The organism is Arthrobacter sp. GMC3, assembly GCF_002929305.1.
GTDB lineage: Bacteria > Actinomycetota > Actinomycetes > Actinomycetales > Micrococcaceae > Specibacter.
The window spans coordinates 59666-72289 of the sequence record NZ_PJIO01000011.1 but is presented as its reverse complement, the minus strand read 5'-3'; the positions used below and the strand labels follow the sequence as shown (position 1 = coordinate 72289).

The 12624-nt window shown below is 60.9% G+C and carries 11 protein-coding genes; 5 read left to right on the top strand and 6 right to left on the bottom strand.

Going from position 1 to position 12624, the window contains the following annotated elements:
• The first annotated feature begins 44 nt into the window (after window positions 1–44).
• Together CXQ94_RS16680 and CXQ94_RS16675 are read left to right on the top strand one after the other, a co-directional pair.
• Window positions 45–878 (top strand): hypothetical protein, encoded by an 834-nt coding sequence (locus CXQ94_RS16680; protein WP_104091703.1) that lies wholly within the window; start codon window positions 45–47, stop codon window positions 876–878.
• 9 nt (window positions 879–887) lie between these two features.
• Window positions 888–1967 (top strand): 4-hydroxy-3-methylbut-2-enyl diphosphate reductase, encoded by a 1080-nt coding sequence (locus CXQ94_RS16675; RefSeq protein WP_104091702.1) that lies wholly within the window; start codon window positions 888–890, stop codon window positions 1965–1967.
• An 11-nt stretch (window positions 1968–1978) separates the two neighbouring features.
• Here the strand turns inward: CXQ94_RS16675 and rmuC are convergent, their stop codons facing one another.
• The gene (gene rmuC, locus CXQ94_RS16670; RefSeq protein WP_104091701.1) at window positions 1979–3178 is read right to left on the bottom strand and encodes a DNA recombination protein RmuC; all 1200 of its coding nucleotides are present in this window, start codon (window positions 3176–3178) and stop codon (window positions 1979–1981) included.
• A gap of 198 nt (window positions 3179–3376) precedes the next feature.
• Between rmuC and ychF the strand changes: the two genes are divergently transcribed.
• Window positions 3377–4462 carry a redox-regulated ATPase YchF gene (gene ychF / locus CXQ94_RS16665; protein WP_104091700.1) on the top strand — a complete coding sequence of 362 codons (1086 nt, stop codon included), beginning with the start codon at window positions 3377–3379 and terminating at the stop codon, window positions 4460–4462.
• A 131-nt stretch (window positions 4463–4593) separates the two neighbouring features.
• Here the strand turns inward: ychF and CXQ94_RS16660 are convergent, their stop codons facing one another.
• Genes CXQ94_RS16660 through CXQ94_RS16650 form a run of 3 tightly spaced genes read right to left on the bottom strand, consistent with a single transcriptional unit; the run spans window position 4594 to window position 6638 of the window.
• Window positions 4594–5361 (bottom strand): SCO1664 family protein, encoded by a 768-nt coding sequence (locus CXQ94_RS16660; protein WP_104091699.1) that lies wholly within the window; start codon window positions 5359–5361, stop codon window positions 4594–4596.
• The gene (locus CXQ94_RS16655; protein WP_104091698.1) at window positions 5361–5921 is read right to left on the bottom strand and encodes a DUF3090 domain-containing protein; all 561 of its coding nucleotides are present in this window, start codon (window positions 5919–5921) and stop codon (window positions 5361–5363) included. Before CXQ94_RS16655 ends, CXQ94_RS16660 begins: the two co-directional genes overlap by 1 nt.
• A 24-nt stretch (window positions 5922–5945) precedes the next feature.
• Window positions 5946–6638, bottom strand: coding sequence for a histidine phosphatase family protein (locus CXQ94_RS16650; RefSeq protein ID WP_104091697.1), 693 nt, complete (start codon window positions 6636–6638; stop codon window positions 5946–5948).
• 163 nt (window positions 6639–6801) lie between these two features.
• Here CXQ94_RS16650 and CXQ94_RS16645 point away from each other — a divergent pair, with 163 nt between their 5' ends.
• Window positions 6802–7446, top strand: a complete 645-nt coding sequence (locus CXQ94_RS16645) for a dihydrofolate reductase family protein (protein WP_104091754.1) — start codon at window positions 6802–6804, stop codon at window positions 7444–7446.
• A 103-nt stretch (window positions 7447–7549) separates the two neighbouring features.
• On the opposite strand, the gene CXQ94_RS16640 is transcribed toward CXQ94_RS16645, so the two are convergent.
• Window positions 7550–8605, bottom strand: coding sequence for a LacI family DNA-binding transcriptional regulator (locus tag CXQ94_RS16640; RefSeq protein WP_219817075.1), 1056 nt, complete (start codon window positions 8603–8605; stop codon window positions 7550–7552).
• A gap of 193 nt (window positions 8606–8798) precedes the next feature.
• Between CXQ94_RS16640 and CXQ94_RS16635 the strand changes: the two genes are divergently transcribed.
• Window positions 8799–11861: a glycoside hydrolase domain-containing protein gene (locus tag CXQ94_RS16635; protein ID WP_181034263.1), complete on the top strand. Its 3063-nt coding sequence runs from the start codon at window positions 8799–8801 to the stop codon at window positions 11859–11861.
• Between the two features lie 173 nt (window positions 11862–12034).
• Here the strand turns inward: CXQ94_RS16635 and CXQ94_RS16630 are convergent, their stop codons facing one another.
• The gene (locus CXQ94_RS16630; RefSeq protein WP_104091695.1) at window positions 12035–12619 is read right to left on the bottom strand and encodes a DapH/DapD/GlmU-related protein; all 585 of its coding nucleotides are present in this window, start codon (window positions 12617–12619) and stop codon (window positions 12035–12037) included.
• Window positions 12620–12624: the final 5 nt, after the last annotated feature.

Genomic DNA, 12624 nt, shown 5'->3' with positions numbered 1-12624 from the left:
CACATTGCACTCCATCAATTTGGCATCAGGAAAAGGAATGGCACGTGCGCTCAGCCGGCTCGGCAGTACTCGTAATAGTTGCGTTGTTGCTAGCAGCGGTGGCTGGGCCGTCCATTTGGGCGCAGCGAAACGTCGTTGACGAGGCCGGATTCGTGCAGCTTGTAGGACCCTTGGGCGCGAACACGGAGTTTCAAAACGGGCTGGCAAATGTTGTGGCGACCCAATCCGCCGCCCAGCTGACACTGCCACCGCAATTGCAGAACCTGGCTGCCGGATTGATCGTTTCCACCGCCCAGTCGTTGTTTAGCCAACCCGGCTACGCGGAGGCATGGGCGGAAACACTGCGCCGCAGCCATGCCCTGACATTTGCGCCAGGCACAAATCAAAAGGCCACGGGCGACTTGAACCTGGATATTGCCCCGATGGTTGGACTCGTGGCGGAGAAGGTATCCGCGGACATCGGGGTCAAATTACCGGTTCCCGGTGAAGTCCTAATCAGCATGGACCAGCCCGCCGTGGCCAAGGCCATGCCGCTGGTGACCACGCTGGCTGGTTCGGGAGTCTGGTTCGCGATATTCGCCGTCGTCCTTTTCGTCTTAGCCGTTGTCGTGGCCAAGTACAGATCCCGGACTGTGGTGCTGGCTGGTCTTGGTCTGGCGTTGGTGGCCATGGTCTGGCTTCTCGGTTCCAACTGGGTGGTCAGTCAGCTCGGGGCCTTCGGAACCGGCAATGATATTGCAGCAGAATTTGGCACTCAACTGGGTGCACTGGCAAGGGAGAGCTGGCGTTGGGGAATCACCGCCGCCTTCATCATTGCTGGGTGCCTGGTGGTTGTGGGTGTCCTAGCTCGCATGGCTCGGCCAACCCCCACCACGTAAGATGGTGGCATGAGCACCACTGCCGTTTCCGTTCCCATGCCCTCCATTCCCCGACGACGCCGGTCACCGGAAGAGGTGGCTGCAGCCGCCCCAGTCTCTGGTCCGAAGAGGGTCCTGCTGGCCGCCCCACGCGGGTATTGCGCCGGTGTGGACAGGGCAGTTATTGCCGTGGAAAAGGCGTTGGAGCACTATGGTGCCCCCGTCTACGTGCGCAAGCAGATTGTGCACAACGTCCACGTCGTCTCCTCACTTGAAGCCAAGGGCGCCATCTTCGTTGAGGAAAATGAGGAAGTCCCGTCGGGTGCCCTGGTGGTTTTCTCGGCGCACGGCGTTTCACCTGCCGTGGTGCAGTCGGCGGAGGATCGCGGCCTGCGCACCATTGACGCCACCTGCCCGCTGGTTACCAAGGTTCACAAGGAAGCCGTACGGTTCGCTAATGACGACTTCGACATCCTGCTCATCGGCCACGAAGGCCACGAGGAAGTTGAAGGCACCTACGGCGAAGCGCCCGACAGCATCACGATCGTCAACAACCCGGATGAGGCACGCACCATCCATGTTTCCGATCCGGACCGCCTAATCTGGCTTTCCCAGACCACTTTGTCGGTCGATGAGACCATGGAGATCGTCGAAATCCTGCGCGGGCGTTTCCCCAAACTGCAGGATCCGCCCAGCGACGACATCTGCTATGCCACCACCAACCGCCAGACGGCCATCAAGGAGATCGCACCGCAGGCGGAACTTGTCATTGTGGTGGGCTCTTCTAACTCATCCAACTCCGTGCGCCTGGTCGAGGTGGCCCTGGAGTACGGCGCAAAGGCCTCCTACCGCGTGGACTTTGCCAATGAGATTGACGAAACATGGTTTGAGGGCGTTGCCAGTGTCGGGGTGACCAGCGGCGCCTCGGTGCCGGAGATCTTGGTTAAGGACGTGCTGCGCCTGCTCGCCGACTACGGCTATAACAGTGTCGAAGAAGTAGTCACGGCCAAGGAAGACATCCTGTTCTCCCTGCCGAAGGAACTCCGCGCCACCATGAAGGCTGCCGGCGACCCCGACTACAAGGGCGTCAAGAGCTCCAACCTGATGTAGGGCCCGCGCCGTCAGCTTGCGGCGTCGAGTTCGCCGGAAGGGCTGTTGAATTCCGGGGCTGTGAGCATCCGGGGCGTGGATTCCACCTGGGTGGGGGAGTCCAGCGTTTTCGGGTCAAAGGCGTTGAGCTTGCGTGCCGTGGGAAGGACGCGGGCCTCCAGCGTTCCCACCAGTTTGTTGTACCGGTCTACGGACGATTTCAGCGACGCACCAACATTGGAAACTGCCTCGCCCATGACGCCAAGGCGTGTGTAAAGCTGCGCCGAGAGGTCAAACAATTCCTTGGCGCTCTCCGTCAGCACATCCTGCCGCCAGCTGAACGCCACAGATTTCAAGATGGCCAGCAGCGAAATGGGGGACGCCAGCACCACATTCTTTGTCATGGAGTAGTCCAACAATCCGGGGTCGGCCAGCAACGCCGCGGAAAGGATCGACTCCACGGGGACGAAGCAGATCACCAGTTCGGGTGAATTGTGAGCAGAGGTCCAATACTTCTTGGCGGCCAGCGCATCGACATGCGCCCGGACGGCCTTGGCGTGGCGGGCCAAGTGCTCGCTCGCCTCCGCACCAGAGGAATTATCGGCGTCGTGCGCTTGCAGGTACGACGACAACGGTACTTTCGCATCCAGCACCAACTCCTTGCCTCCGGGAAGCCGGACCACCATGTCGGGGCGGTGGGCGCCGTCGATCGTGGCGATGTGCACCTGCTCATCGAAGTCCACATGGGCCAGCATGCCCGCTGCCTCCACCACTCGGCGCAGCTGCACCTCACCCCATTTGCCCCTGACATTGTTAGAGCGCAGGGCCGAGGCGAGGGACGTAGTTGTGGCCAGCAGCTTTGCATCGGCATCCTTGGCGACGCGCAATTGCTCCGCCAGCTGGCCATACTGCTCCACACGATCCCGCTCCAGCAGTGCCACCTGACGCTGGACAGCACTGAGCTTTTCAGACACCGGCCCCAACGCCTGCAAGACACTCGAATCCGAGCCCTGCTGGGCCGACAGTGCTCGGTTCTGGTTGAACAGAAGTCGGCGTTCGGCGTCGGCGGCCGCAAAATTGGCATTCAACTCGGCCGCCCGTTGCTGGGCGTGGGAGGCCTCAGCCTCGGCTCCCATCAGGCGTCCACGCATAAACCACGCCACCACCGCGGCGCCCACCAACAGTCCTGCGAACAACATCAAAAACGCTACAAGCCATCCAATTCCAGTCATGGCACCACCATGCCACCAGCCTCTGACATTTACGATCGCAAACCATGTGTACTGGTGTCAGCGTCGAAAATACCAGCGGAAGCACCGATCTGGACGCTAACACCAGTCCAACAGCCAAGAACAGGCAGGCATCGTTTCCCGGCAGCCCTTCTATCGCCGCAGGCGGCGAAACCGGGGCCCTGCCGGTAAGCTTGTCTCGTGGCTCTTACTATTGGCATCGTCGGACTGCCCAACGTCGGCAAATCAACCCTTTTCAACGCACTGACACGCAACAACGTGCTCGCAGCGAACTACCCGTTCGCCACGATCGAGCCCAATGTTGGCATGGTCAGCCTGCCCGATCCGCGTCTGGCGAAGCTAGCCGAAGTCTTCGGTTCGGCCCGCCTGCTGCCGGCAACCGTGACCTTCGTGGACATCGCCGGCATCGTCAAGGGCGCCTCGGAAGGTGAAGGTCTGGGAAACAAGTTCCTAGCCACCATCCGCGAGGCTGAGGCCATTGCCCAGGTTATCCGCGTCTTTGATGACCCCGATGTGATCCACGTTGACGGCAAGGTTGACCCGCGCTCCGACATGGACACCATCAACACCGAGTTGATCTTGGCCGACATGCAGACCGTTGAAAAGGCTATTCCGCGCATCGAAAAGGCCGTCAAGCTCAAGCAGAAAGAAGCTGCCGAGCTCAACGCCATCCTTGCCGCCCAGAAGGTGCTGGAGCGAGGAGACACCATCTTCTCCTCGATCAAGAGCGACAAGCTGGAGATGGAACACCTTAAGGAACTGAGCCTGCTCACGGCCAAGCCGTTCATCTACGTGTTCAACGTTGATGACGCAGTGCTGGGCAACCCGGAACGCCAAGAGGAGCTGCGCGCGCTGGTGGCCCCGGCCGACGCCATCTTCCTGGACGCCAAGCTTGAGGCCGACCTCGTTGAACTTGACGAAGAAGAAGCCCGCGAAATGTTGGAGATGAACGGGCAGGAAGAATCCGGCCTGGATCAGCTGGCTCGCGTTGGTTTCCACACGCTTGGTCTGCAGACCTACCTGACGGCCGGCCCCAAGGAGACTCGCGCCTGGACCATCCGCCAGGGCGACACCGCGCCGCAGGCCGCCGGTGTCATCCACTCCGACTTCCAGCGCGGCTTCATCAAGGCCGAGGTCGTCCACTTCGAAGACCTCATCGAGGCCGGCTCCATGCACGAAGCCAAGGCCAAGGGCAAGGTCCGGATCGAAGGCAAGGAATACGTCATGCACGACGGCGACGTGGTGGAGTTCCGCTTCAACGTCTAGAACCGCTGGACTGTTTCAAACCTTGTTGCGATGGCCGCCAAGAACACATATTCTTGGTGGCCATTCGTTTTTGTGCGCGCAGAGGGCGACTCAAGGTGACACAGACTGCGAAGCCAGCAGCCGCAAATCCCTTAGAACAGCGGCCACGGCACCGCCGGCATCTCACCGCTCGGAGCCGGAAACCGCCCCGCCAAGCGCAATCCGGCGCAGCGGGCCGCGAGCGATGCGATCTCTTCGGTGCTGAGCAAGGCCGCCAGGTCTTGGCCCAGCACACCATGCAGTCCTTCGATGACGCGATCTATACCGTCTTCTTCCTCGGCGGTCAGAGTATCTCCCTGCCATCCCCACAGCACCGTGCGCAGCTTGTGGTCACGGTGAAAGGTGAGCCCGTGGTCCACGCCGTGCCGTTGTCCGTCAGGCATGGCAAGGATATGGTCACCTTTGCGGTCGGCGTTGTTCACGATGACGTCGAACACCGCCATGCGTCGCAGCGCCGTCGAATCTTCGTGAATGAGGGTGACCATCCGTCCGCTCGCATCCTGTCCCTCCAAAACGTGTTTCCAACCCGTCTCCGGCACGTCGTCCGCCGCTATCAGGTCCACGGCGTCTTGGCCAGGATCCTGCTCCTGCCAGAGCTGCACCATTCCTTCACCGAACGGACCATCGCGCAGCCAGGTCTGGGGTACGACGCCCCAGCCGAGGGCCTGCGAGACACGGTAGGCGGCCACCTCCCGATGGGCCAGCGTGCCCTCGGGAAAATCCCACAGCGGACTTTCGCCGGCTATCGGCTTGTAGACGACCATCACGTCGCCGATGCTGCCAAGAAATGTGGCGTTTGAAGCCGTCGTGATTCGGCCGGTGAGAGTCAGCTCGGCGGCCACTAGATCCGGCGTCGGCATCAGACCTCGGGAAGGGTGCAGATGTGTCCGTCAGCGTCCATGGGATAACCGCAGAGCGGGCACGCGGGGCGTCCAGCACCCACGATCTCGCGGGTTCGCTTGGCGAATGCGCGGGCGGTGCCGACCGGCATGAGCACGCGCAACATTTCGGGCTCGTCAGTCCCGTTCTCATGAAGCGACTCGTCGTTGTCATCAGCATCGGGATCGTCATCGGTGATGGGGTGGGCCTCAATGACGATTTGGGCCGTGGTTGGGTCCCACCCTAAACTCATGGCCCCGGTGCGAAACTGCTCCTGGACGGCGTCGAGCGGGTCATTATCGACAAGTTCAATGGGAGTACCCGTGGGAACGCTGAAGCGATTGCCCTCGACTGTGATGAGATGGTCCAAAATTTCGTCGATATTCTCCGCGAGCAGAGCCGACTGCTGCTTTTCCAGGGCAATACTCACCACCTGGGCTCCTGTGCGCACCTGCAGGTAAAACGTGCGCGCCCCCGGAAGGCCGATGGTTCCAACGACAACCCGATCAGGCCAGGCAAACTCATGAACACGACTAGGCATGTCATTATTCTAGGCCCATGGGGTTCAGGGCGTCTCTTGCCCAGCACCGCCGCCCACCGGCGCATCACCGGAGTGGATGCCGTTGGACAACCACCGCAGATCACCGCCATCCGTGTTGCTGGCGTAGACGCTCGGCCGACTGGCGCCGTAGTGCACGATCGATATGGAGGCGGGGCCCACGGTGATTCGCTGGAACAGGTCAAGGTGCATGCCAAGCGCGTCGGCGAGAACGGACTTGATGATGTCACCGTGACTCACCGCCGCCCACACAGCCCCTGGCCCGTACTCGGCTTCGAATGCTGCATCGTGGCGTCGGATCGCTGCCACTGACCGGGCCTGCATCGCAGCCATGGATTCACCGCCAGGAAAGACGACGGCGGACGGTTGCGACTGAACTATAGGCCACAAAGCCTCGGTCGTGAGGTCACTGAGCGTGCGCCCCTGCCACTGGCCGTAATCGCACTCGGTGAGATCGAGATCAACGGGAGCGTAGGGCGCGCCAGTCTGGCGATCGAGGATGAACTGGGCGGTCTGCTGACAACGCTCAAGAGGGCTTGACACCACCCCGACTAAGGGCACGGGTGCCAGCCGGTCTCCGGTCCGCGCCGCCTGGTCCCGCCCGATCTGGTCCAGGCTAACGCCGGCAGCCCGGCCGGCCAGCAGTCCAGTGGCATTGGCTGTGGAGCGGCCGTGCCGCACGAGAATAACTGTCGCCATCAACCCAGCCTAACCACCCGTCGTCGGCGAACCTAGCCCAAAGCCGAGTGTCACCAACCTCATGACCGGGTACAGCAAACAAGGCCCCAAAATGATTGCCGTGGGAAATCACCCTGGGCTAGGGTTCAAGTGTTTCCAGATTTCCACTGCAACGGGAGTTCTCATGGTTCACACGCGAGTACACAACCTGCTCATTTCTTCGGATGGATTTGCTGCTGGTGATCACGTGACGCTCGAAAAGCCGATCGGTGGAGCTGAGGCGCTTTTCGGCAAGTTCGACGGACGCGTCATTCATGGCGTCCATGGCATCGACGATCCCGTGACAGTGGATCGGGCCATGTTCAGTATGTGGGGCCAGGGTATTGGGGCGGAGATTATGGGCCGCAGGAAATTCGGTCCGCAGTCGGGCGAATGGCCCGACGACGGCTGGGAAGGATGGTGGGGAGACGAACCGCCCTTCCTGACACCGGTATTCATCCTGACTCACTACCCTCGCAAGTCACTCGAGTTCGCAAACGGCACCAGCTTCCACTTCGTAGATGCGACGCCGGAGAAAGCGCTTCGTCTAGCTCAGGATGCGGCTGGCGGGTTGGACGTTCGAATTGGCGGCGGGCCATCGATGGTGAGCGAATTCCTGCAGGCTGATCTCATCGACTTTCTGCATGTGGTGATCGTTCCGATCGTTCTCGGCTCCGGTGTTCGAATCTGGGATCACCTTGCTGGCTTGGAAGAGCGGTTCAGCGTCGAATCCGTCAGCACATCCAGTGGACTGACGCATCAGCTGTGGAACAGGAATGCCCGCATGTGAAAGCATGACGACGGCGTCAAGCAGTTGCTATGAACTGGAACATGGTGGAGTTCCGCTTTGATGCCTTGGATCGCTGGACGGCTTCCGAAGCGCCCGCCAGCCTTCAGCGGAGGACGGTTGGTAAATGAATCCCGGAGACTGGCAGTTCACCGGAGCCTCGGGGAATGAGACGTGTCCCCAGGGTCACTGTCTTTGGCGGTGCCTGACTTCCTTGGAGCCGTGCGCAAAGGAGATCCATCGCCATGACGCCCATGCCTTGCGGATCCTGGGCAACAACCGTGATTCCGGGTTCCACAATGTCTGCGAGTTCAAAATCATCGAAGGCAACCATGGCCAGTAGCGTGCCGTGCCTCCGCATCGCACCGATAACCATGACCGCCGCCCTATTGTTTCCCGCAAACACTGCCGTCGGAGGATCTGAATCCGCCAACATCCGTCCAAGCATCGTGTCGACCTGTTCCTGCTCCAGCGCTGCTGAGAACACGAACGAGGGATCGAAGGGATTGCCGGAGTCGATGAGGGCATCCCTATATCCATTGACCCGCTCTCGGGCCGTAAAGAGCTCCGCACGGTCTGTGATGCACGCGATCCGCCGATGGCCGTGGGCGATCAAATGCTTAACTCCCTGCATTGCGCCGCCACGGTTGTCGGTGAGGACAACGTCTGCGGCAACCTTTTGCGGAGGTCGGTCGACAAACACCATGGGGATACCCGCTGCGTGCTCACGTATCAAATAATCTTCGTCGCTTCCCTCCGGCAGGGTGATGATTAGCCCGTCGACACGGCGCGAACAGAATGTGAGAATGAGCTTCCGTGCCCGATCTGGGCTCTTGCTCGAAGAGGCGGTCAGTAGAACTGATCCCTGACGCACCACTTCGTCTTCTACAGCGCGATTCAGCAGGGAAAAGAAGGGGTCGGCAACGTCCTCTACCAGCAACCCGATACTCTCGGTCGCTCCCGTTCGAAGGATGCGCGCGCTGTCATTTCGCCTGTATCCCAGAAACTCGATGGCGTTGTGGACGGCTTCGACGCTTGCGGCGCTAACCTCTGGCATGCCATTGACGACACGTGAGACTGTCCCCACACCAACTCCGGCGAGTCTGGCGACGTCCTTGATTGTGGCCCGCCGAAGAGTCTCGGGCCGGTCGTTCCGAGTCAATCATTTCTCCCGGGTTGCCGAATTTGTGAGACCGTCATTCAGTGACGTCCATCACCGTGGTGCTCGTGGATCTCCAACGTTATCCCAAAAAGTAATCCATTGACATCTCATGAACGACTCGCTAACTTCGATAACTGGAAACGATTCATCCGACGGCGTTCCAGGCCTGCCGATTCTGTTCGAAGGAGAACAATTGTCCATTAGCAAGGTGTCCCCGCGGTTGCGGCGGCTAAAAGCCGGAGCAGCTGCCGGTTTGGCGGCCGCCCTGGCCTTATCACTCGCCCCGACTGCATTTTCGTCTCCAGCTGTAGCCGCGCCGGAGGTGGGCAAACAGATCGAGCTTACCCAGTTTGTGAATCCCCTCATCGGCACGGCCGTGTCCTCAACAAGCGGCTACGCAGGAAATATCAGCCCCGGGGCCAAAATGCCTTTCGGGATGGTCACGTTCGGTCCCGACATGTCACGCAAGGACTACAACGGATCTGGTGGATATCTGGTCCCAGCTTCCGCGACCGAAGCCTCCGTCAACTTCTTCAGCCTCACCCACCTCAATGGTGTGGGGTGCCCTGGCCAGGGCGTCGTTGGCATGTTGCCGCGCACCACGCCGACATCGGTAAGCAATGCCTCAGGCGTGCCACAGCAGCCGGCGAAGTTCCAGACCTCCACCGAGTCGGCTTCTCCGGGTGAGTACTCGGTTACGCTCGACAGCGGGGTCCGTGTGGAGCTCGGGGCGACGGAGCGGACCGGTATTGCGAGGTTCACCTACCCTTCAGCTGATGAGGGCTACTTCAGCCTCGACACCCGCTTGAACGGTACGTCTAATTCGACCAGCACGAGGGGCAAGGTCACGCCCGAGAACGTCTCACTGAAGATCTCCGACGACGGCAAGGTCCTGTCCGGAAAGACGGTTGCACCGGCTTTCTGTATCCCGTGGGGCACCGCGTACAACTCAAACGTCTACTTCTATGCCGAGTTCGACAAGCCGATGAAGGCCCAGGGTGATTCATCTAGCACTGTCAACAAAGAAGTGAATGGCTCAACCGTTCTGCAGTACGACCTGCCGGCCAACGATCCCACGCTCAACATGCGTGTGGGAATCTCACCTGTCAGCGTTGAAAATGCCGAGCTGAACCTACGGACCGAGAACGAAACTTCGAGTCTTGAACAGGTCAAGACCGCTGCTGTCAGCAAGTGGAACACCCGACTGAATTCGGTGCAGGTTGACCAGGCTGCAAACCCAAGCGCCCTCAGCCCGGAACAACGCACAAATTTGGAGAAGTTCTACACTTCCCTGTATCGCGTGTTGGGTTCGCCGACCATCTACTCCGACGTCAACGGAGATTTCAGAAGCCTTGCCGCGCAGAAGCCGCTGGCCGCCGGCGTCGACCCAACAGGCGCCGTTGAAGAACGGGCACCGGTAAACGTGGCGGACTACTCCTACACCAAGCCCGACGGCGGCAAGGGGTCCTATTCAACCCACTACTCGGGCCTTTCCCTGTGGGACACATACCGCTCGCAGGCGCAGCTGCTGGCGATCCTCGCGCCCGACGTTGCCAGTGACGTTGCGCAGTCGATCGTGGTTGACGGGATGCAGTGCGGCGCCCTGCCGCACTGGGTGGATGCCAGCGACGATTCCACCCCGATGTCAGGCGACAACGCCCTGCCCGTCCTGGCCGGAAGCTACGCCTTTGGTGCCCGTGACTTTGACGTTGTGACCGCAGCGAAGCTGGTCAAGCAGTCCGCGTTCGACCCGAACAGTGCCTGCAACGGCAACAAAAGCTTCCCCAACTCGGCCAGCTACCTCGACTACGGGTACTTTACCGATGCTGACCATGCCAGCGCCAACATTGAACGCTTCAACAGCGACCACGGCGCATACTCGTTCCTGACCGCAGTCGGTGAGGACGTTCGCAGCAACCCGCAGGTCTCAGTAACCGGCAGCGACCTGGAAAAGCTGGCGCAGCGGACCGAACTTTGGAAGAACATGGTGGACCCGGCAACGGGGAAGCTCATTGCCCGCAAGGCGCCAACAACACCCGGCACGCTGGGGGAAATTGTCACCCCGGGGTCTTTCCACGAATCGACTGAACCCAACTACTTCTGGTCCTTCGGTCAGTCCTGGGACGATCTCATTGAGGCCACAGGCGGGAATGAGGCCGCGATTGAGCGTCTCAACGCGCTGTTCTCCATGAACGATGAGCTGACTGCCAAGCCAACACTCAAGCAGCTCAACGGCGGCCAGGACGCCCAAACGTACTACATGGGCAACGAACCGGGCTACCAGGCACCTTGGGCCTACAACTGGGCAGGCCGCCCGGCAGCCAGCCAGTATGTGGTCAGCCAGCTGCGCGACACTGCATTCAGCACGGCCCGGGACGGAATGCCCGGCAACGACGACATGGGGGCACAGTCCAGCTGGTTTGTCTTCGCCTCGCTGGGACTGTTCCCTGTGTCGCCGTCGGACCCCGGCCTGGCCATTTCCTCGCCGCTGTTCCCCGCGGCCACTGTGTGGGTCGATGGAAAACCGACAAGGATTGCCGCCGACGGCGACCCAACAGCCGCACCGTTCATCGCATCCATGGAGATCGATGGACACGCATACGGTCGAAGCTGGATGAAAGCGGACACGCTCCGTCAGGGCGGCAACGTGTCGTTCAAACTGAGCTCGACGCCGACTGAATGGGCTTCAGACGTTCATCCGACGGGAGCCGCCGCGACGACGACCACGATGGACCTCTCAGGCAAGAGCCTGGAGATTGGCTCGGCAACACCCGTCAACGCCGATATCACTGTTACCTCTGCCGATCAGACACTTCCGAAGGGAACGGTGGAGATCCGCAACGGCAACGCACTTCTCGCGACGGCACCTCTGGGAGGCGTCTTGCCTCTTGCCAAGGCGGCGCCGGGAAGCGCTGGCGCGTCCGTGACTATCCCAATAACCGTGCCAAATGGCACGCCGGTATCAGTAATGAAGATTGCGGCCACGTTCGTACCCGAGGATCCGTCATTCCTGGCAGTCTCCGCCTCTGAGGTGGCAGAAATAGCGCTCACTGCGCCCGTGCCCACATCAACGGAGAGCCCTGCTCCGTCACCCTCGATGACATCTGCTCCGCCAGCTGACACCTCCAAAGGCGATTCTTCACAGTTGGCAAGCACCGGTTTGCCAAACATCGCAGGGTGGATCCTGCTGCTGGGACTGTTGGCTGCTGCCGCCGGAGTCACAACGGTCATGATCAACCGGCGGCGCGCCGGCTGATGAGGCTGGGTGGACGGAGCAGACTCCTGCTGCGTCCACACGCCGCACCCCACGTCACCGTTCGTGCGAACAGCACGACGCAAAGGCGAAGACACTCTGGGCGCTCTTGCCCCAGGGTGTCTCCGTCTTTGTTTGTAACTGCAAACCGCATTATCCCGGCCCAGCTCAGGGAACTAACCCTCCGGAACTGTGCCCACCTGTTTCGCCGGAACCCCAACAACCACCGCACCTGCTGGCACGTCTTTTGTGACAACCGAGCCTGCGCCCACCACGGCTCCGTCACCGATCCTCACGCCCGGTAGTACCGTCACATTGGCCCCGAACCAAACGCCCAGGCCAATCACTACCCGGGCCGGGTGCATGTCGGCCCGCCGGCTCGGCAGCATGTCGTGGTTCAACGTCGTGATGACGGCGTTGTGTCCTATAAGGCAACCCGCCCCGATTTCGATCCCGCCCTGGTCCTGGAACCGGCAGCCGCTATTGATGAACACATCATCACCGAAACGGATGTTCTTGCCGAAGTCGGCACTGAAGGGCGGGAAAAGCTGGAATGACTCGGGGACTGGGTGGCCGGTCAGCTCACTCATCAGGGCTCGCACCTCGGCGGGGGAGTGGTAGCGCCCATTGAGCTCGGCAGCAATACGCAGGGACTCCTGGCTCGCGGCGTGCATTGCTGCGTGATGCGGCGAGCCGCCGGGGATCGTCTCCCCGGCGTTCAGGGCGGTCAGGAGTTCGTCGAGTCCTTGAATTTTGGCCATGTGCC